The sequence below is a fragment of the Chryseobacterium sp. MA9 genome (genome assembly GCF_024399315.1).
Taxonomy (GTDB): domain Bacteria; phylum Bacteroidota; class Bacteroidia; order Flavobacteriales; family Weeksellaceae; genus Chryseobacterium.
This window is the reverse complement of the sequence record NZ_CP075170.1, coordinates 3,270,506-3,291,383: the sequence shown is the minus strand read 5'-3', so window position 1 is coordinate 3,291,383 and position 20,878 is coordinate 3,270,506. Positions and strand designations below refer to the sequence as shown.

Genomic DNA, 20,878 nt, shown 5'->3' with positions numbered 1-20,878 from the left:
TAAGAGCTTTTCTTAATGGTTTATTTTTCTAAAATACATTCAAAAATGATTATCAAGACAGCAGAGTTTGTAAAGAGCAGTGGAAAATGGCAGGAATGCCCTGAACCCAATATTCCTGAATATGCTTTTATCGGAAGATCAAACGTAGGAAAGTCATCATTGATCAACGCAATGATGAATCATAAAGACCTGGCTAAGACATCACAGACTCCAGGAAAAACCCAGCTGATCAATCATTTTTTAGTGAATGAAAACTGGTACCTTACCGATTTACCAGGCTATGGTTATGCAAAGGTTTCAAAAGTTCAGCGAAAGGATTTTGAAAAGCTGATCACGAACTATATTCTGAACAGAAGAAATCTTGTCAATCTTTTTGTATTGGTAGATATAAGACACACTCCACAGAAAATTGACCTTGAATTTATCCAATGGTGTGGAGAAAGTGGAATTCCTTTTTCAATTGTATTTACCAAGGCTGATAAACTAAAGCCCAATGTTGCTGTTAAAAATGTTGAGGATTATAAAGCTGAGCTTCATAAAACATGGGAAGACCTTCCTGAGCTGTATGTTACCTCAGCAGAAAAGAAAGAGGGTGGAGACAACATTCTTAATTTTATCCAAAAGACCAATGAATTTTTAACTCATAATAATATAAGTTTCGATGAGTAATATTGTCTGGAAAATCAAAACGTTTGATGAGTTCACTGTTCCTGAATTGTATTCGGTATTGAAAGCTCGTATTGATGTTTTCGTTATTGAACAGAACTGTCCTTATCCTGATCTGGATAATTATGACCAGAAAGCGGTTCATATCTGGGCTGAAGAAGACGGGCAGGTGCTGGCTTACTGTCGTATATTTGATCAGGGAATAAAGTACGATGAGACTTCTTTCGGAAGAGTTCTGACTACGGAACAGGCAAGAGGAAAAAGCCTTGGGAAACAGCTGATACAATATGCTGTAGAAACAATTGAAAACCGTTTTCATACTTCTGAAATCAAAATATCCGCACAGGATTATCTGTTAAGATTTTACAGCGGGTTTGGATTTGTAGATACGGGGAATAAATATCTTGAGGATGATATTCCGCATACGGAAATGATAAGAAAATAAATAAAAGCGAAGAATAAATTTCTTCGCTTTTTTGATAGTTAAATATATATTGGATGTGCTTTTATTTTCCTGAAATCGTTTTTAAGATAATGGGTTCGAGATTGGAAGGAAGGTCAGCGGATTTGATTTGGTACTTTTTGATTTTCATTTCCTTAAACCAATTTTCCCAATATTCTTTGATTACTGCTTCTTCAAAAGGATTTCCCTTTTCGGGATTGATTCCTAAAACGATGACCTCGAGATTATTAAGATTTTCATTTGCTTTTACAAATCCATAGCCGTTTTTTTCAATGGCATCTTTGAAGCTTGAGGTAGTTAGATTGTTAGCTTTTACAAGTTTAGTTGTTAGATAAGACGTTTTGTGTGAGTTTTCCTTGTTTTCGTCAAACTTGGTGTTTTCATGATACATATATCCATCCGTCAAAATGAACAGAATATTTCTGTGATCATCTTTTATGCAATAATCTTTTACTTTGTTTTTGAAAAATTCCCAGATATCGGAACCTACATATTTTCCATCTTTTATAGCTGACTGATAAATATTTAAAGGCAATTCAGAGTATTTTTTGTCTACAGAATCAAAATAACTCCTGGGAATATCTTTATTGAAGGAAACTTTCAATTCTTTTGTAAGCTCATTCATTTTTGGGTCTGAAGGTTCCGGGTTAAAGAATACCTGCATCTGATCATCATAAGTGATGATTCTTTTTGATTTAATATGGTTTAAAAATCCTTTTTCAATGGCTTTGATATATTCTGTATCCCGCTGAAAATATTGCATGGTAGGATTTGGATTTGTGTTAGGATCAATTCTGTCTGATAAATCAATCAGAATGCTGATATTGATGTTGTTTGAATCAACAGTAGGACCTTTCTTTTCTGTGTTTGTTCCATCGTTTTTGCCTTTACAACAAGAAACCAAAGAAATGATCATTAACAAGTAGAATATTTTTTTCATGATAGGTAATTATAAAGATGATAAATACACTAAATTTTGATTGTCGGAATTAGCTCCTACGGTTTCCAGATTAATATTGTAAGTTGCAATACAGTCATCAATCATCGTTTGTTTCTCTGTTCTTGACACGGCTATCTTTTCACCAATAAAAGTGATCCAGCCCTGAACATATTCTGAAGCATACAATTTGTAATCTTTGGTCGGAATAATGACCCCGTCAATAATATTTTGAAGCTCTTCGATTCTTCCCCGGGTTTTGATAACCGTTTCTTTTATTGTTCCGATACTGGCTAGGATTTCTTCAATGTCTTTTTTCAAAATATTGATTTTGTCCTGAAAGAATTCAACCCTCTTCTGTCTGATTTCCTGTTCATTTTTAATCTTATCTTTTTCACGGTGTTCTTTCATTACAAAGTCGAAAACCAGTCCCCAAATAATGTACACAATGAATCCTGCGAAAATAATTCCCCAAAATTGAATTTTGGTAAAAGCTATTTTAACATCAAATGGAGGAGATTCAAAAGTTTTATTTAATTCATATAATTTTGACTCAATTTCATAGGCTAGAATAGAATCAAAAATAAATGTTACAATAAATAATAACCCAAGCTTTACGTAGTTTGCGGTCGTTTTATTTTCCCAAAACATATGAATCAAATAGCCTAATCCAAGAAACACAAACGGAATCAGAGTAACAAAAGCTCCTTCAATAACTCCTTCGTTCCATGCCTTGCTGAAAGCCTGTGCATCCAAAACACTTTGAATAACAGTACTTTTTGCATCAAAACTTTTGAAAAAAGCTGAATAAGAAGTTGAGATATAAAATGTTCCTAAATATAAAGTGATGGGAAGCAAGAGAAAAAGCCCGATCCAGAATTTTGCAGAAGCTCCTCTTGTCGCTTTTATATTGTGCTTTTCCGGGTTTCTGGGTAAATCAAGGATTTCAGACTTCAAATTTTCAATTGTATGCAGATAATTTTCAATTTCTATATTTTTGTTTTTTAGCTGCTCTTCTTTTGTTTCCTGTGATACTGTCAGCGCCTTAATTTCAGTTTCTCTGTTTTTTTGTTCGTTGACGTAGGATTCTTTCAGATTTTTCTGTTTTTCGACCATTTCCTTTTCTTCGTTCTGAAATTTGGAATAAACGGCATCCAGGCATATGGATAGGGTAGAATGGTTTCCGTTGGTTCGCGAACTGTCTCTATATCCCGATTCATGATAGGTTCTTTTTCTGGTTTCTTCCAGAGATTCATCATCCGAGGTGTCATTATTTGAAGGAAGCGGTTCCGGTTTCGGTTCTATCGGAACGGATTTGAGTTTGAATAAATTTTTTATACTGGCGGTGTCCATGATGTGGTTAGTTTTTTAATTCATATAAAATTTCACTTTTGTTCTTTCCGATTCTTACGGCTTCAATGAGGTAGTCTACAATTGCCGTTACATTTTCTTCCAAAAAACCAAACATCAGAACGTATTTTTGCATTGCAGAATATTCGTTTGGTGAAACAATTCCGTCTGCCCAGATCATAATTGTGAGGTCATATAAATAATCTATTTTTTCTTCAATAGATTGAGGAACTAATGATTTTAAATTGATTGGGTTTAAAAGGATTTCATCCAGATTTTTTGAAGGAATTCCCCTTTCTTCTGCACATTTATAAAGCATTTTGAGTTCTAATGCGCTGAAATCATCATCACAGATGGCCATTTGATATAACCTTAAAAAATGGGCTTTGAGATTTTCCGTTATATGATTGTTTTCCATGATGGTTATTCTTCTTGGTTTTTTTTAGGATTAATAATTCTGTCTCTTGAAACAGTTCTTTGATGAATGGGTAATGAGGGCTCTGTAGTTTCTTCGGTAATTTCTTCTTCCTTTTTTTGTTCTTTTCTTTCTATGAAATTGATCAATAAGAACAGAACTCCCGTTATGGTATCAATAGGAATCCAAATACTTTTTCGATACATATAAATGGGAAAAACGGGGTTGAAAAGAATAAGAATGATCAGAAATAGTATACTGAAATAGTGTTGTTTAAAGCTTAAAGTATTGTATAAAACTAGTAAAGCTCCAATGGAAATAAGAATTCTGAGGAAAGTATAATATTCTATAGGAAGTCTGAAAATACCGATGAAACAACATAACGCACAGAAGGAGAGAAATGGTTTCATTTTTTTGATTATTTTATATCTTTATAATGAACATATCCTGTTGTTCTACTTGATTTTACCTGTACCTTGTACCACGAACCATCTCTTGAAAGTTCAATCAATTTGGCCTTTTTAGAGACTGTTGCTATTATTTTAGATTTTAAGGATGGTTTCTCGTAAATATTTGTTGCTTCTATTCCTGCCATATACCTGTTGCTGGAATTAATATTGAAATTAACTTCGTCAATAAATACTTTTGGTGGTTTACTTGATTTTGTTTTGGTGGATTTATAAGTATCAGAAGGTTTGTATTTTCCAGACTTACTTTTTTTACTGGAACTACCTGATGATGAGTTTTTTCCGGAAGAACCTCTTCCACAAACGCCGCACGTCCCACCACCACTGCAGTGCCCGCATCTTGAGCAATTTGAGCAAGCTGTACAATACGCGGAACCTGTACATCTTCCGCCATGTCCTGCATTGTCATTGGCTTTTAAGCAAGAATTTAAGATAAATATACTGAAGGTAAGTATGATGAACGGGATTAGTTTTTTCATATCTTGAATATTAATAGTTAATTGATTTTGTCTTCAGATGAAATTTTCATTCATAGAGATTTCTCTCATCGCCTGTATTTTTAGATGATCATTGGCATTTTTGTACTGTCGGAGAGAACTTGATAATGCAAGTGTAAATATTTCAGTTTCTTTATAATTTATACGCAGTGAATAGCTTTTATTTTGGATTACTAATTCAAGACTTCCTCCTCTTGCGTTGTGTGAAATCAATTTATAGAAAGGAATTTGGAAGCTTTTCCCTCCGGCATTGAAAACCATTCTTGAGTTGGTAAGATAGAGAGTTCCGGGATGAGTCTCCCTTATATTTTCTTTTACGGGACGGTATCTTCCGCCGCCAATTCTGGCATTTACTCCTTTCATAACTCTGAAAGAAACACCGGTACTTGTGCGTGAATATCCTGCATGAACCAGCTTGTTTTCAATAAGAGTTGCATTAACATTTAAATAGCATTGTTCATCTCTTGCTAACGTTATGGAAGGATTGTAAATAACTGGAAAAATACCATGGTCAAGATTCCATAATAACTTGGAATGCTGTAAACTTTTAATTTTTCGGTCAGAAAGAAATACTTTAATGCTCTGATGGTCAATTTTCAGATTTCTTGTTACCTGTTTCAACTCTGTTTCTTTTATTGGAGAAAGACGATTATCTGATATCTTTTCTTCAAGTATTCTGTTAAATAATGAAAAAGCAATTTTATTTTTGATCTCTTCAGCTTTATCTAATGGAAATTGAAGAAAGATAGCAATGTTTGTGATTTGTTTACTTTCTAAATCAGTCAATACACAATCTTCATAACATTTCTGAACCAGATTTTTTACCGTTTTTTCTGAGATCCTATTTTTTTCTAATAGTACTTGCTGATCAGATAAGTTGAAATACACTTTAATTTCGTTCAGTTTAAGGATTTTGTTTTGGGTGAGATTAAAATCTGAAATAGCAGTACAAAGTGTATTATAATAAATTTTTCTCCCAAGCCTTAATTTTTGTTTTTCAGTTAATGCTTTTTTGTGGTTTAATACATTTTGTTGATAGACGGGTAAAATAGTATGAAGATCAGAATAGTCTATGGTTTGTAAGATTTTATGAGTTCCATCAAGATTGATCATTCTTATTTTATTAATAATAAAATTACCTGTTGGCGGGATTAAAAATATACCCAATATCAGCATTACAATTGATGCCTCAAAACTCTGTTCTATTAATAGGCCCAACGAAATAAGAAGAAATGAAACACCCAAAATCCACAGTAAAGCTTTCAGAATAATTATAAAAGTTTTCATGGCTATTAGTTTTATGAATAGTTTTCCAGCGTCAGATGAAGCTGATTTCTATAATTATAGATTTCATCCAGGGTAGTCAATAAAATCTTTTCTCCTGCTTCTTTTCCGTTGTGAAAAGTCTCCAGATATTTATTTGCAGTATTAAAGTGTAGCCTGCAAAGTGGTTTTCTGTTGTTATCATCCAACAAAACTCCGAAATAGGAAAGCGTATCTCTGTAAGCAATTCTGGAAGACGGAATTTTCTCTCTCAGAATGGCTTTTACAATTTGAAATCCTTCCAACTCTTCTTCAGTTGTTACAATTTTGGAATCGTTATTCTCATCGATGGGTTGTGATGTTTTCACATCGTCTTCTCTTTTTTCTATTTGTTCATTGATGCTTAATGCAGATTTTAACCGGAAGCTGATGGATTCATTAATAGAAGTCGTTAAAGCCTTTTTAGCATATTCTTTGAAAGAAACCATTCTATTGGCTGTTAAAGGCTTTTCAAAGAAACGGTTCACCAGAAGTTTCACCAGTTCGTCAGACGGGTTTTCAATCTCTTTTTCAAATTCTTTTCTAATGGCTTTGATATATTTTAATGCTTCTGCAGAATCAAGAATACTTTCCAGATTATAATCTTTCTTGGTAAAGCTTTCCAGAATTTTAATGGAGCTGTCTTTTAAATCTTCAATATTAATGGTGAAGAAGGGCTTTTCATCCATAATATTAGGCTTTTCCAAATCCGTGTAAAAATTGTATACAATTCCATTGGTCAAAACTCCGAATCTTGTTTTAGAAACATGATAGTATCTGTGAAGCTGCGAATTATGGGCATCTGCACTTTCCTTCCAATGTTTGCATTCGATAATGAAGATAGGCTCATCATTATTTTTGATAACATAATCTACTTTTTCACCTTTTTTCGTGCCAATGTCACAAACGTGTTCAGGGACAACTTCTGTGGGGTTGAAAATATCATAACCCAGAATTTGTATGAAAGGCATTACAAAAGCATTTTTTGTAGCTTCTTCTGTTCCGATTTGGTCTTTAAGGTCTACTACTTTCTGATGCAGTTGCTCAAGTTTAATTTTAAGATCCATAGTTTTTAATTTTTTAAAGTTTCATCAACGATTTCTGCCGTTGGAGCATTTGATTTTACGGAAGCTATGCCATTTTCCATTCCGGATTTTGAACTGTACATTTGACTGTTTCCGATAATTTCACCGTTTCTTGCTTTTAACACGAAATAATCTTTTCCGTTTTTTGCTACTCTTCTGTCATATCTTGAAAGGTCCTGAGAATTAACTTTTACGGATTCAATTCCTTTCTGGCAGGAGGCTTTCTGAACATATCCTTCGCTGGTTAAAATAATTTCTCCGTTTCCGGCCTTCAGATTAAACTGATACTCGTTGTTGATTCTTTGTGTGATGATAAATTTTCCCATGATTATTATTTTTATTAATTAAAATCCAGTGATTATTAATAAAAGTAATCACTGGAAATAAAAGTTTAGTTAAGCGTACTGAATTAATTCCCAAGTAACAGCTTTCCCATCATAAGGAGGCATTCTATTCCCTTTTGAAATTGGAGCTGTTGTAGAAGGATTTCCAACAACTTTCCAAACTCCAGATTCAGGACAGTTCTCTCCTGTCTTTGCTTTTGTTCCTAATGGTTTTCTTTCCATTGTAAAATTTTTTATTGGTTTAACATTCCAAAAATATGAGCATTAAAATTCTGTCCGTTACGGGTTTCCGTAAAATGGGCAAAAAATAAAAAACCTTTCAAAAAATTTGAAAGGTTCTAAGTGAAATGAATTGTTTTTATATAATCCCGATATCCTTGCAGAAGGCTACCAGCTGCTCATTGCTGTTTATTTGCAGATCTTCTTTCAGGCTGTTTAATCTTTTTTCCACACTGCTGAGACTGGCGGGTTTAATATTTCTCTCTTCGAGATGTATAGGAATATTTTTTTGTAAAACTCCTTTGGAAAGCAGAGAAACAAGTGTAATATCAAACGTAGAAAATTCATAGCTATTAAACTTTTTCATATCCTGTTTCAGATCAAAAGATAAATATTCTTCACCAATGTATACTGAGGTAATTGATTTTTTCAGGTCTTTTGAATCGTTTCTAGCTTTACGAACGTAACCGTTAATTTGATAATCTGAAAAAAGATTTTCTATAATTCCCGTTTTATGTTCTGCTGAAAATACGATGATTTTCAAATTGGGCTGTATCTCTTTTGCTTTTCTGATGAGGTCTTTTCCGTCTTTAAGATTCTGTTCATGATGATCTTCCTCATAATAAAGATCCGTAATCAACAAGTCATAAGGATGTTCTTCCCGTAAAGCTTTCTGTATTTTTCCTATGGCATCGTCACAATAGTATACATAATCTACGTTGGGAATATTCAGATCCTCAAGGGTTTTCTGAACGGAAATATTGATGCTTTCATGGTCTTCGGCAATTAAAACTTTTTTGAACATGGTTATACGGTTTAATTTTAAAAAATAGGTTAAGACCTCAAAAGTATAGTCATTTATTATTTCATCATTACGTGATCCCGTAAAAAGGGCGAAAAAAATCTTTTCAACAGATAGGATCAGATGAGGCCAATATCTTTACAGATTACGATCATTTCAATATTGTTTTTTGCGCCAAGACTGTCCCGAAGTTCATTCAATCTCTTTTCAATAGATCTGATGCCGTATGGTGTCATTCGATGGTCTTTCAGATAGGTGCTTATTTCACTTTGTTTGAGTCCTTTGGCAAGCAGCTCAAGTAATTTCATGTCATAGATATCAAACTCAGAAGAAATATGGCGCATGGTATTCAAAACTTCCTGTGGAATTACGGTCTCTCCATTAAAGATTTTCCGTATTGTGTTTTTCAGGTCCTGCCCGTCACGCCTTGCCTTGCTTACAAATCCGTCAACTTGATATATCTTGTACAGATCATCAATTATTTTGGCTTTCTTTTCTACAGAAAACACAACTATTTTTAACCCAGGCTGAACCTTTTTTACCTCAGAAATTAGCTCCTGCCCGGAACGAAGTTGCTGAGGAATATGATCTTTTTCAAACGACAGATCAGCAATAAGAAGATCGTAAGGACTTTTCTTTTCCAAAGCTGTTCTGATTCTGCTTAAAGCTTCATCACAATACATTACATAATCAAAATCAGGGATATTTAATTCTTTTATCATATTCAGGATTCCCTGGTTCATTATTTCCTGGTCTTCAACGATTAAAACTTTTTTGAACATGACTATATGATTAGGAAACAGGGAATGAAAGATTTACCTTCAGCCCTTTTTCAATTTTTGTGTCAAAAGTAATGGTTCCGTTAATAGCTTCTATGCGGGATGCCGTATTACGCAGACCATTTTTATAAATAAGGTCTCCGGAAATTCCTATTCCATTGTCTTTGTATTGAACTTCAACAAGATTGTTTATTTTTTCAAACCTCACGGCCACATGACTGGCATGGCTGTGTTTTTTCATATTCACCATCAGTTCGCGAATCATTTGGTAAACTTCCTCTTTAGCTGTAGGAGAAATAGGTTCCCAAATCTCAGGGCTATTTCCTGCTGTAAAGGTTTTTACTGTTTCACTATTAAAGGAAGCAATAAGTTCTGAAATTACTTTGCTGAACTCTTTTTCTTCTCCAACTTTATCATAGGAAATATCCCTTGATTTTTCATACACAAATTCCAGTTCGTCAAGTGCTTTATCCCGGTCAAAGTCTTCCTGGTTTTCAATCTTTGTCATCACCTGATAAATCCCATTGGCAACGACGTCATGAACTTTTTTAGACATTTTGAGCTGGGTGTTTTTTATTTCAATTTCTTTTTCTTGTTGAAGGCCTTTTTGTCTTTTTTTATACCACATTATAATGAGTGTTAGCAAAACTAAAACGACCACTAAAATACCTATTGCAATATACTGCGTCAGTATATGATTTTTATTCTGGGCATTTTGTTTTTTTATTTGCTCAGTGTCAAACTTTATAAGGGCAAATTGATTTTTAGAGTTGTTTCTTTCTGTTTGTAGACTATCTGCTAGTGTAGTATATCTATTGAAGAATTTTTTATAGCTGTGTGGATCTAATTCAATAATTTTCTGTAGAGCCTCTAGCTGATCATCAGGACTCTTTATTTTTTTTGATATTTCATACATTTTGTTTGCATGAAATAATGCTTTTTCAGAATTTTTGTTCATGAAATAGTTACTTAGATGAGAATGACTGGAATTTTGCCCCCAAAGATCATTTTCATTTTCTCGTATTTTCAATGCTTTTAAAAGTTCTGGTTCCGGATTATAAGATGGATCTGATAACCACTCTGATGTTGTAAGATTAGTTAATGCAGTGGGATAGATTTGGTTATTTTGTGTTTTAGAACGACTTATTATATTTTTATAAATTTTAATAGCCTGAGTATATTGTTTATTTTCTTTGTAAATACGGCTGAGATTATTTAATGCAATTAACTTTGATGATTCATCAACTGCAAATTTTAATGCTAATTTGCTAAATTTAATTGAACTTTTATAATCTTTTAAATTATCACTTGAAATTCCAAGATTGATATAGTTGGAATAAATATCAGAAAACTGGTCCTTGTCGTTTTCATCAAAAATTTTGATAGCTTGTGTAGAAAGCGATTGCCCATTATAGTAATCTCCTTTATTGGTAGATATTATTGCCATTTGAATAAGACATTTTCCTTCTTTGATCTTATTTTCACTTTTAAGAAAAAGTTCTTTAGCCTTGTCAAAATATACATATGCACTGTCTTCATTTTTTTTCTCTAGAAAAGCATATGCTTTTTCATAAAATTCATTAGTCTCGTTTTGTGAATTTCCTTTTTTGCAGGAATATAGAAAACTTAGTATGGTTAGTAAAAAAAAAAGTTTTTTCATGGAAAAAGTTTACTGCAAATTAATAAAAAAAGACAGATTGTGTAAATCTGTCCTTTTTTATTTCTTAAGTAAAATAATAAAAACAGGAGAAACTTAATTTTTCCCCTGTTTCAGATTATTTTTTAGGTGGTACTTGTATTGTATCTCCTCCCGTATCGCTTCCCCCTGTCTCTCCTGTACCTGTAGATTCTCCTTGAGATTGCGTAGTTACAGTTGTTGGGTTATCATTATTTGCTGTTGTTGCATTGGCAGTATTGTTTGAGAATGCTAAACCGAATAGCATTAATATAATTTCTAACATGGTTCAAAAAATTTATTGTTAAAGCATTCGTATTCTTCCCTGCGAAGCAGATCGCAGACAGTGTTATACGTTTAAAAAAATTGAAGCGCTTCTAAATTTTTTGGGAAGTGAACCTTCAAAAACGGAGGAGAAACATCTGCTTCCCAACCCGGAGTTTTCCTCCGTTTTATCTGGTTATTTTTGAAATCAGGTTTTTGATTTTCTGTTTATTTTTTTTGTCCCTGATTTCTTTTACAAATATCCGACAGTACGTTGTCTTATGTAAGACAGCGAGTGGACAGATAAAGCCATGTAAAATGCTGTGTATTACGGAAAACCGCAATTGTATTGTCTGAAATGTGTCTAATTTGGACAGCAAATTAATCCATTATCGAAATTGTATGTTTGAGAAAAGAAAATTGCTCATAAAAGCAGCATATGAAACCGCAAAAAAAGAACTTAAACTTGAAACAGATGTTTATAGTACTGTATTTGATTTTTTAAGCCAGAAACTAGAGGAAAAGTTTGGTTCATCTAAGGATGGAAGAACTTTTGTACGATACTATAAAAGATTGGTAAAGAAAAATGAAGACTATCCTATTGATGCAATTACTTTAGACCAATTAAGTTGGTATGTGGGCCATGATAATTTTAAAGATTTTTCTGAAAATTATACAATTAGAAAAGATCATGGAGAGACTCAGATAGAAATGAGAATTGGAAATGATGAAGATTCTCTGTCTGAAAGGCTTTCTAAAATAATTATAAACATTACGAATGCACCTGTTTTCAACATTCCACAAATGGCAAAAAATGGGATGGGAATAGGTGCTCTCATTCTGATTTTATTTGCAGGTTTTTCTTATGGAGGAAATGGAGTCAAAGAAAATCAATGTATGTACTGGGATGGGGATGAATATAAGCTAACATCCTGTGATGATAAAAACCCCAAGCATCAGCTATTGCCAGCTGATACTGTTAAATTAAAATATTTTAAAAAAATTACCAGACCAGATACTTTAACGGTAGAAAATGGATTGGGTAGTTCTTGGTATACAAAATATGATAATGTGGTAGAGTTTTTTACAATGGATGGAATAAATCCAGATAATGGCAAAAGTTTGAAAAATGCAACGAGCCATATGATTACAAAATATGCAGGGAAAAATTCAGAATCTTTTTTGATTAAAGAATAGCCTTCCTTCACAATTATTTAAAATTCAATTAAAACAACTCCTTACTTATTCCATTAATTTCGTCTTATTTTAAGATGAATAAAAGAATATTCTCCTGTTTAATTTTTATATCTGCATTTCTATCGGCACAGAAACCTGTACAGATTGCATTTCTTTCTGATGTGCATTTTCAGGATCTATACGGAAGTTTTTCGGATCATGATTTCAAAGGAATTATGAACCCTAAAACAGGAAAACCCACGATCCTGAGGACCATGGACTCCCAATTGCATTCCACAAGAATTTTCAATGAGAACTATTTTGCTTTTCTCAAAGCTTTAGATGATATTGCATCAAAAGGAATTAAAATCGTAGCCATGCCCGGTGATTTTTCTGATGATGGACAGGCTTATAACCTTCGCGGATTGCATAGAATTTTAGAGCAGTATCACCAGAAATACGGGATTAATTTTTATCTGACAACCGGAAACCATGATCCTGTTGGACCGTTTCAAAATGATGGTGGAAAAGATGATTTCCTCGGACAAAAAGGAAATCCGTTAGGAATTTACAGCAAAGAAAACACAGGAAAATCAACGGACAAAGTGATCACAAAAGATATCGCAGAATCAGGATATCTTGAAATATTGAATGAATTAAAAGATTTTGGGTTCTATCCTAAAAAAGAAGATTTGTTCTGGAGTACACCCTTTGATCATGATTCATTTAAAAATTACACTTTCAAAAAAGCATTGCAGTCTGCAGATTATCGCCAAAGAATGTATGAAGTCACTAAAGGATTTTCTGTTCCGGATTTGAGTTATGTTGTTGAACCTATGAAAGATGTGTGGGTGATTGCCATAGACGGGAATACCTACATCCCCAAAAACATCAATGAAGATCCCCTGAATACTTCTAATTATAAAGGTGCAAGTATTGGCTATAATAATGTACTCACCAACAAACAGCATTTAATCCAATGGGTAAAGAGATTGGCTGTTGAAGCAAAGAAAAACAATAAAATACTGATTGCATTTACCCATTATCCCATGATTGATTTCAATGATGGAGCTACGGACGAAATTAAAAGCTTATTAGGAGAAAAAAAATGGCAGCTGGAGCGTGTTCCGCAGGAAGAAGTGGCAAAAGTATTTGCTGAAGCAGGGCTGCAGATTCATTTTGCAGGGCATATGCATATTAATGATACAGGAATCAGAAAATTTGGTGAGAATGTTTTAGTAAACGTTCAGGTTCCCTCTCTGGCTGCTTATCTGCCTGCCTATAAAATTCTGACCATCCAATCTCCCGATAGGATGGAGGTACAAACCGAAGTTGTAAATGAAGTTCCCCGTTTCGATGAATTGTTTCCTCTGTACAGAAAAGAATATGAAGCTTTACAGCAGAATACTACCAAAATACTTTGGAAAAAAGACATTTTAAAGTCAAAATCGTATCATGATTTTATGCTTTTCCATCTAAAAGAACTGGTTCGGTTGAGAATGATTCCTGATGACTGGCCGAAAGATTTTATTCAAAAAGGAAGCAAACTTAATGGTGAAGATCTATTGTTACTCATCCAAAATAATGGTCAGCTGAAAGAGAAGGGAATCAAATCTGAAACCTTTAAAAAGTGGTCTTTTGATGATTTGTTGCTGGATCTGTATAAGTTTCAGGCTGCAGATGAGCTTGCGAAAAGGGATATTCCCACAGAAAGACTGGAACAGTATAAAATATTAGAGAAACTATATCAAGAGAATCAGTCAAAGAATTCATTTGTGATGCAATTAAAATCAGTTTTTAAAATCCTTTCACTGCTTTCTGACGGAGATCCTGCAAATCATTTTGAAATCGATTTAAAAAGAAAGGAAATAAGAAAGCTGTAAGTTAAGATGTTTCCTAAATATTCAGTTTTATCTCATATGACATTTGTGTCTATTTGTGAAAAATATTAGTGTCATTCGTGTTTAAATAAAAGAAAAGGCCGCCAATCTGACGGCCTCCTCAATTATAAATCTAATAGCAAAAACAGGACTATTTTCCTGTTAAAGGATTTTTTCTTTCATAGGTATTGTTGTCAAAACTCACCTTATAATTGGATTTGAATAATTTGCTGGGATAGTAATAATCTGTTGTAATGATCTGTGCACCGCTTTGTTTTGCTTTTTCAAATCTTGAATAATCCTCACTTCGTGCTTCCATAGTGTCTGCATCTGCTCTGGTACGGATGATATATCCTTTTTTAACTAAATCTTTAATCGCAATGTTGTCTTTTTGGGGTTCATTCATAAATAAAACAGCAGATTCAGGAGTTCCCGGAGTAGAATTGGTAAAAATCATTCTTCCTTTCAATGAGGGATGATCCTTAGCGTAAAGATCTCTGTTTTCTCCGTTATTATCCAGTACAAAAAGGAATTTTCCCTTTACGTCTTTTACTTTTGGCCAATTTTTGTTTAAAACAGCCTCGTTCAGTGTTTTATAGGAGCCTCGGATATCATCCGGAGTGATAATCCTATCTTTTCCAAGGTGTTTTTTCAATTCATTATCCAGATCGTCAAAAAGTTGTGCAGTATAATGTTCCGGTTCTGTCCCAAATTGATTGGCTTTTCCATCTTTAGGCTCAAGCGTTATAAAAACCGGATCGTGATCAGGATGTTTGTCAGACCATTTTTTTAAATCCTTAAGACATTCTTCCAATGTATAATACCACGTCTGATAATCAATATCTGTAATATGAATCATCTTGTAACCAGGCTTTTTCATTTTGCCTTCAGGATCAAAAGGTTCGGTGGTCTTTACCAGATCCAGAATTTTCGGATGGGCATATTTTCCTCCTTTGCTGTCTGCATAGACATCGATTTCCAGATTTCTAAGTCCAAGATCTAGTTGTTGGGGAATAGGAATGTGCTCATACTGAATCCTAGGTAAAACATTAAGGGTATCTTTTTGGGATAAATAACTGTACACCTCAGGAAGAATGGCTTTTTTATACGAATTATGAGATCCAATAACCTGAATTTCATTAATCTTTAAATCATTGAGAGGATGAGATTGTGCCCAAAACAGGTTGAATGAAGATAAACAGTAACCCAGTAAAACAGCCTTTTTCATTTCGATACATTTTACATGCGAAATTAATCACTCTTTACAGGTAATAGTTTATATATTATGTTAAGTAATTTTTAAAAATCTGTGAATATGGGAGGAATTGAGGTGTATAAATACTTGATAACTAATTGATTTATATTCTCCCAATTTGAGATATTTATATTTTGTTGACTTTAAGATAATATTATGTTAAAATAGATTTGTGGTAGATCCTTTTACTTTGTATGCCGAAATAAAAACTAACAGTTGCCTGAAACGAAAACCACTGTTGCGGGAACAACAGCGGCTTTTTGATAAGCAATGTAACGTCTTGCAATTACTTTACTTATTGATATGTACCACAAAATTAATTTTTTTAAGTTTAAAAAGCTAATCCCAATTGCATTAATTTTTTTGGTGGCCCACCAAGCTGATGCTAAAGGATTTACTTCAAACTATCCTGTGTTTTCGCAGGTCAACGAAACCATTTCCGGAAATGTAACGGATCAGAATGGTTCTGCAATAGAAGGCGCCAAAGTCACTGTTGTAGAAACCGGTGATATTGTTTCTACCGATGCATCTGGAAACTTCTCAGTTTCAGCCAGCATAGGACAGACCTTATCTATTTCTTATGACGGATATGGAACACAGATTGTGAAAATCTCCAGTACTTCGGTTTCTGTAAAATTAGAATCTAAAAAAGAATCAACGTCTATTGAAGAGGTAACTCTGGTAGGGTATGGTTCTCAGAAAAAATCTGATTTAACGGGGGCGGTAAGCCAGCTGAAGGCGGAGAATTTCAAAGAGGGGATGAACATTTCCGTGGATAACCTGATGCAGGGAAAAATCGCCGGTGTCCGTATCGTTCAGTCGAGTGGAGAACCTGGAGCTGGAGTGAATGTATCCATCAGGGGTATTGGTTCCATCCGAAGCGGAAGCACACCTTTATTTGTTGTAGACGGCATTCCTTTGAATAATGATCCAGTGAGTGCACAAAGCCCGAATGTGGGGCTGGGAAATACAACAGCAAAGAATCCTCTCAACTTTTTGAATACAAGTGACATTGAATCCATCACGGTTTTAAAAGATGCTTCTGCTGCTGCAATCTATGGAGCGAGAGGTTCAAACGGGGTGGTTTTGGTAACAACAAAAAGAGGGAAGAAGGGAGAGCCGATGTTTACGTATGATACGTATTTAGGTTTTTCTTCAGTGATCAAAAAATTAGATTTAATGACTGCGGATGAGTACAGAGCTGCAGGAATAGATAAATCTTATGACCATGGCGGAAATACAGATTGGCAGGACGAAATCTACAGGAATGCAGTTTCATCCAATCATTCTGTTTCATTCTCAAAAGCTACAGAAACAGGGAATTATTTTGCATCCCTTTCTCATATGGACCAGGATGGTATTGTACTGAACAGCAGCTTTAAAAGAACAACTGCCCGTTTGAATGCAGAAGAGTCTTTCTTTGATAACAAAAGACTAAAGGTTAAACTAAACCTTACCGCAAGTGATATCAGAGAAACAGGAGTTCCAAATGGTGGAAATGCAGGGTCTGATGGCCAGCTTATTATCCATGCTTTAATGGCAAACCCCACGCGTTCTGTATATGATCAAAATGGAAATTATACCAATTTCAATATGAACGCTCATTACAATCCACTCTATTTATTGAGCGTTTATGAAGATAAGATGAATACTTTCAGAGTGTTAGGGAATACAGAAGCAACACTGAGAATTTTACCGGGATTGAATTATAAATTTAATTTAGGTATTGACAGAAGCTTATCCGAAAGAAATACCACAATGTTCCCTAACATTACAGACAGAAGCCCAAAAGGAATTTATTCTCAGGCCAATCTTGACTCTTATAATGTTCTTCTGGAGCATTATTTAACGTATGATTTTAGTTTTAAAAACCATAATTTCAGTGTGTTAGGAGGGTTCTCTTATCAGAAATTTAAGGCTACAGCTACTTATCTTGGTGTAAGAAACTTTGTGAATCAGGGAGCGGGAATTGCACCAGAAATTAACCCGGGATATTCCGGAGATGTGTTTATTCCACAACCGGGAACTTCTCAGGAAAATGAACTGCAGTCTTATTTTGGAAGGGTAAACTATAATTTTGATAAAAAATATTTCTTAACAGCTTCGTTAAGAGCAGATGGTTCCACTCGTTTTGGAGATAATAATAAATATGGATATTTCCCATCAATTGCCGCAGGATGGACCATTTCAAATGAAAATTTCCTGAAAGAGGTTTCGTTTATCAATGAATTGAAACTAAGAGGTAGCTGGGGAGAAACCGGAAATCAGGAAGTTCTCAATAAAATTACAAAAGCAAGTTATCTGTTATCACAAAATGCAGGGTATTATTTATATGATAATTTAAACCTGATCAATGGGGTTCAGGTGGTAAGAACACCCAATCCTAATCTGAAATGGGAAGTTGTGGCACAAACCAATATCGGACTGGATTTCAGCTTATTCAGAAACAAATTGTATGGTTCATTGGAGTACTACAACAAAACAACTAAAAACCCAATATTATTTATTCCTTCCACACCATTAAGTCCCACAGATTTCGTTTGGCTGAATGCAGATGGAAAAATCGTTAATAAAGGTTTTGAATTCTCTTTAGGCTCAGAAATTATTAAAAACGAAAACTTCACATGGAATCTTGACATCAATGGTGCTACGGTAAATAATGTGGTGAAAGATCTTCCGGTTTCAGGGATTAATTCCGGTGAAGTTTCAGGACCCGGACTTTCAGGAGTTACAGCAAATATCTACAGAAACGGGTATGAAGCAGGATCTTTCTATATGTACAATTACTTAGGAATTGATGCCAACGGAAAATACATATATGAAGATCTGAACGGAGATGGAAAGATTGATCCGAATGACAGAAAGATTTTTGAGGGAGCTATTCCTAATTTTACTTTCGGAATCAATTCTTACATGAAATACAAGAAGTTTGATTTTGCCTTCTCTTTCATTGGGCAAACAGGAGGGTATCTGGTGAATAATACTGCTCTGGATTTGAATATCAACAATTTAGCTTCAGACCGAAATGTGTTGAAGAAATATTATGATTCAGGAGCAAGCTTTACCAATCAGCCGCAATTATCTTCTTTATATCTTGAAAAATCAGACTTCATCCGTTTAAGCAATGTAAGATTGGGATATACTTTTGACATGAATCAATTGAAATTTTTGAAGAGTATCAATTTGTATGTAAGCGCACAGAATCTGTTTACAATTACCAGCTATTCAGGTTACGATCCACTTGTTGACACCAACAAGCAAGTGCAGGGAAATCAGTCTTTGGGAATTGATTACACGACATATCCGTCTGCAAAAACTTTCATTTTGGGAGCTACTATTAAGTTTTAATTTAAGTTAAAAGAAAACATGAAATCTAAATTTTTAAATCTAAATAAAATCGTTTTGTCCATCGCAGTGATCTCTTTAGTGGGATGTACCAATCTGGATGAAAAAGTGATTGATGAGGTAATGGGAACTGAAAATGCAGACCCTGAAGCGTCTCTTGCTGCTGCTTACGGACAGCTTGGTGACGGAACTTTTGTAGATCATGGAAGTGTATTCGCTCTACAGGAATATTCTACCGATGAAGCCATTCTGCCAACAAGAGGAAGTGACTGGGGAGATGGCGGTAAGTGGAGAGCCATGCATGAATTTACCTGGGATGCAAACAATGATGTTGTAAAAAATACCTGGAATCAGCTGAACTCAGGAATTACGAAATCTATATTTGCTATAGGAAGTATCAGCAAAAGCAATATCAATAATAAAACTTTATTTCTGGCGGAGGCAAAAGGGTTATTGGCATTTTACACATATACAACAATAGATTTGTACGGACAGGCTCCGTATAGAGATCCGGATAATTTAAACGCTCCTATTCAGATCAGAAAGGCGGAATCTACAATTGATGCATTAATCAGTGAAGTAGAGGGTCTTATTCCCAACTTAGCCGATATTAAAACCCAGAATACCCATGCAGGAAGATTTACAAAACAGGCTGCGTATGCATTACTGGCTGATATGTATCTTAACAGAGCTGTTTTAAAGAATAAAACAGCAGGTACTTTCAACTTTAAGGAACAGGCTTTAAGTGGGGGAGGGAATGATATGGATATGGTGATCAAGTACTCCGATATGCTGATTAATGGCGGATTTTTTAGTTTAGAATCAAACTACTTCCACAATTTTGATATCAACAATGATACAAGTAAGGAAATGATCTTTACCATTGTTCAGAAAAAGAATTCAAACAGAAATGCAGACAATGACCTGGCGTATATGTCTATGGAAAGAATCCAGAAGCCATCACCGGATAACAGAGGAACCAATGCATCTTGCATTACTCCGGAATTCTATTATTCATGGAACGGCAATCATGATGATCCGCGTTTCCAGAGAACCTATCAGTATGATGACGGGACATGGTTCAGAAATGATGGAACCGATGTAAGTGTGCCGTCAACAAGCAAAGTGGAAGGTACAGGAAAACCGTGGTTTCACTTCAACCGTGGATTACAGGTTGGCCAGCAATATGGACCTAAAATTCTGGCTAACGGTAACTTTGACCTAACTGCGGACGGAAGAATCAAAGTATATAAATTGTTCACAGAGAAAAACACGACGCTTGCTGCAGATTTTACTCCGGAGCTCAATTTTGACAATCCTTCAGAAGCGGTATTCACACAGGCTCAGATCAACAGAGGAGTAAGAAATTTCAAGTTTGAATTTGATCCTGGTTACGGAAACAACGGAACCAGCGGAATGGATGTCCCATTATACAGATTAGGAACTATCTATATGATGAGAGCAGAAGCTTTCTTTAGAAATGGTAATATATCAGCAGCTTTGTCAGATGTCAATAAATTAAGAACAACAAGAACAAATGATGCTTTAAAGAATAATGCTCCCGGAGCAGCACTTACTTCTCTGGATGCTAATACTCTTTTTAAAGAATCAGGATATGAGTTGTATTGGGAAATGTACAGAAGGAAGGCGATGATCAGGTTTGGTAAATTTGATTTGCCGGGAACTGCAAAAGCAGCTACTCAGCCTTACAGAAGAATTTTCCCGATTCCTCAGGCAACCCTTGATGCCTCAAAAGATTTCACCCAGAATCCCGGATATTAGTTTTTTCATATAAACAATTATTTTTGCGTAAACAAGAAGCGAAGAGATCTCCTCTTCGCTTCTGTTATTTTGTATTGAATTTGTCAGAATCCGGCCTAAATTCTTATAGAATGATATAAGATATCAATAGGAACGGACTTTAGTCCGTTTAACTCAATATACATTATCAATCTGG

At 34.5% G+C, this 20,878-nt stretch carries 20 protein-coding genes; 6 read left to right on the top strand and 14 right to left on the bottom strand.

Features of this window, described 5'->3' with window-relative positions; all coding sequences use genetic code 11:
* Positions 1-45 precede the first annotated feature (45 nt).
* Entirely contained in the window at positions 46-669 is a 624-nt protein-coding gene (gene yihA / locus KIK00_RS14915) for a ribosome biogenesis GTP-binding protein YihA/YsxC (RefSeq protein WP_255813160.1), read from the top strand.
* Positions 662-1,111: a GNAT family N-acetyltransferase gene (locus tag KIK00_RS14910; protein WP_255813158.1), complete on the top strand. Its 450-nt coding sequence runs from the start codon at positions 662-664 to the stop codon at positions 1,109-1,111. The genes yihA and KIK00_RS14910 overlap by 8 nt, the downstream gene beginning before the upstream one ends.
* A gap of 61 nt (positions 1,112-1,172) precedes the next feature.
* Here KIK00_RS14910 and KIK00_RS14905 read toward each other — a convergent pair whose 3' ends face one another.
* The 13 genes from KIK00_RS14905 to KIK00_RS14845 form a co-directional block, all read right to left on the bottom strand.
* Positions 1,173-2,069: a hypothetical protein gene (locus KIK00_RS14905; RefSeq protein WP_255813156.1), complete on the bottom strand. Its 897-nt coding sequence runs from the start codon at positions 2,067-2,069 to the stop codon at positions 1,173-1,175.
* A 9-nt stretch (positions 2,070-2,078) separates the two neighbouring features.
* Positions 2,079-3,419 carry a beta-carotene 15,15'-monooxygenase gene (locus KIK00_RS14900; protein ID WP_255813155.1) on the bottom strand — a complete coding sequence of 447 codons (1,341 nt, stop codon included), beginning with the start codon at positions 3,417-3,419 and terminating at the stop codon, positions 2,079-2,081.
* Between the two features lie 7 nt (positions 3,420-3,426).
* Positions 3,427-3,834, bottom strand: a complete 408-nt coding sequence (locus KIK00_RS14895; RefSeq protein WP_255813154.1) for a hypothetical protein — start codon at positions 3,832-3,834, stop codon at positions 3,427-3,429.
* Positions 3,835-3,839: 5 nt separating this feature from the next.
* The gene (locus tag KIK00_RS14890; protein WP_255813153.1) at positions 3,840-4,241 is read right to left on the bottom strand and encodes a DUF6804 family protein; all 402 of its coding nucleotides are present in this window, start codon (positions 4,239-4,241) and stop codon (positions 3,840-3,842) included.
* Between the two features lie 8 nt (positions 4,242-4,249).
* Positions 4,250-4,777: an SH3 domain-containing protein gene (locus tag KIK00_RS14885; RefSeq protein WP_255813152.1), complete on the bottom strand. Its 528-nt coding sequence runs from the start codon at positions 4,775-4,777 to the stop codon at positions 4,250-4,252.
* Positions 4,778-4,810: 33 nt separating this feature from the next.
* Positions 4,811-6,082: a hypothetical protein gene (locus KIK00_RS14880; RefSeq protein ID WP_255813151.1), complete on the bottom strand. Its 1,272-nt coding sequence runs from the start codon at positions 6,080-6,082 to the stop codon at positions 4,811-4,813.
* Between the two features lie 11 nt (positions 6,083-6,093).
* On the bottom strand, positions 6,094-7,164 hold the full coding sequence (locus tag KIK00_RS14875) for a type I restriction endonuclease (RefSeq protein WP_255813150.1): 1,071 nt from the start codon (positions 7,162-7,164) through the stop codon (positions 6,094-6,096).
* A gap of 5 nt (positions 7,165-7,169) precedes the next feature.
* The gene (locus KIK00_RS14870; RefSeq protein ID WP_255813149.1) at positions 7,170-7,508 is read right to left on the bottom strand and encodes a YegP family protein; all 339 of its coding nucleotides are present in this window, start codon (positions 7,506-7,508) and stop codon (positions 7,170-7,172) included.
* Positions 7,509-7,577: 69 nt separating this feature from the next.
* On the bottom strand, positions 7,578-7,748 hold the full coding sequence (locus tag KIK00_RS14865) for a hypothetical protein (protein WP_168802030.1): 171 nt from the start codon (positions 7,746-7,748) through the stop codon (positions 7,578-7,580).
* Positions 7,749-7,884: 136 nt separating this feature from the next.
* Positions 7,885-8,550, bottom strand: coding sequence for a response regulator (locus KIK00_RS14860; protein WP_255813148.1), 666 nt, complete (start codon positions 8,548-8,550; stop codon positions 7,885-7,887).
* 116 nt (positions 8,551-8,666) lie between these two features.
* Complete coding sequence (locus KIK00_RS14855) at positions 8,667-9,329, bottom strand: response regulator (protein ID WP_255813147.1); 663 nt, start codon at positions 9,327-9,329, stop codon at positions 8,667-8,669.
* Between the two features lie 10 nt (positions 9,330-9,339).
* Positions 9,340-10,986: an ATP-binding protein gene (locus tag KIK00_RS14850; RefSeq protein ID WP_255813146.1), complete on the bottom strand. Its 1,647-nt coding sequence runs from the start codon at positions 10,984-10,986 to the stop codon at positions 9,340-9,342.
* 115 nt (positions 10,987-11,101) lie between these two features.
* Complete coding sequence (locus KIK00_RS14845) at positions 11,102-11,269, bottom strand: hypothetical protein (RefSeq protein WP_255813145.1); 168 nt, start codon at positions 11,267-11,269, stop codon at positions 11,102-11,104.
* Between the two features lie 398 nt (positions 11,270-11,667).
* On the opposite strand from KIK00_RS14845, the gene KIK00_RS14840 reads away from it, so the two are divergent.
* Both KIK00_RS14840 and KIK00_RS14835 read left to right on the top strand, forming a co-directional pair.
* The gene (locus KIK00_RS14840) at positions 11,668-12,462 is read left to right on the top strand and encodes a hypothetical protein (RefSeq protein WP_255813144.1); all 795 of its coding nucleotides are present in this window, start codon (positions 11,668-11,670) and stop codon (positions 12,460-12,462) included.
* Positions 12,463-12,536: 74 nt separating this feature from the next.
* Positions 12,537-14,324: a metallophosphoesterase gene (locus tag KIK00_RS14835; RefSeq protein WP_255813143.1), complete on the top strand. Its 1,788-nt coding sequence runs from the start codon at positions 12,537-12,539 to the stop codon at positions 14,322-14,324.
* Between the two features lie 148 nt (positions 14,325-14,472).
* On the opposite strand, the gene KIK00_RS14830 is transcribed toward KIK00_RS14835, so the two are convergent.
* Complete coding sequence (locus tag KIK00_RS14830) at positions 14,473-15,549, bottom strand: phosphatidylinositol-specific phospholipase C1-like protein (RefSeq protein WP_255813142.1); 1,077 nt, start codon at positions 15,547-15,549, stop codon at positions 14,473-14,475.
* Positions 15,550-15,879: 330 nt separating this feature from the next.
* On the opposite strand from KIK00_RS14830, the gene KIK00_RS14825 reads away from it, so the two are divergent.
* Positions 15,880-18,924: a TonB-dependent receptor gene (locus KIK00_RS14825; RefSeq protein ID WP_255813141.1), complete on the top strand. Its 3,045-nt coding sequence runs from the start codon at positions 15,880-15,882 to the stop codon at positions 18,922-18,924.
* 18 nt (positions 18,925-18,942) lie between these two features.
* The gene (locus tag KIK00_RS14820) at positions 18,943-20,703 is read left to right on the top strand and encodes a RagB/SusD family nutrient uptake outer membrane protein (RefSeq protein WP_255813140.1); all 1,761 of its coding nucleotides are present in this window, start codon (positions 18,943-18,945) and stop codon (positions 20,701-20,703) included.
* Positions 20,704-20,878: the final 175 nt, after the last annotated feature.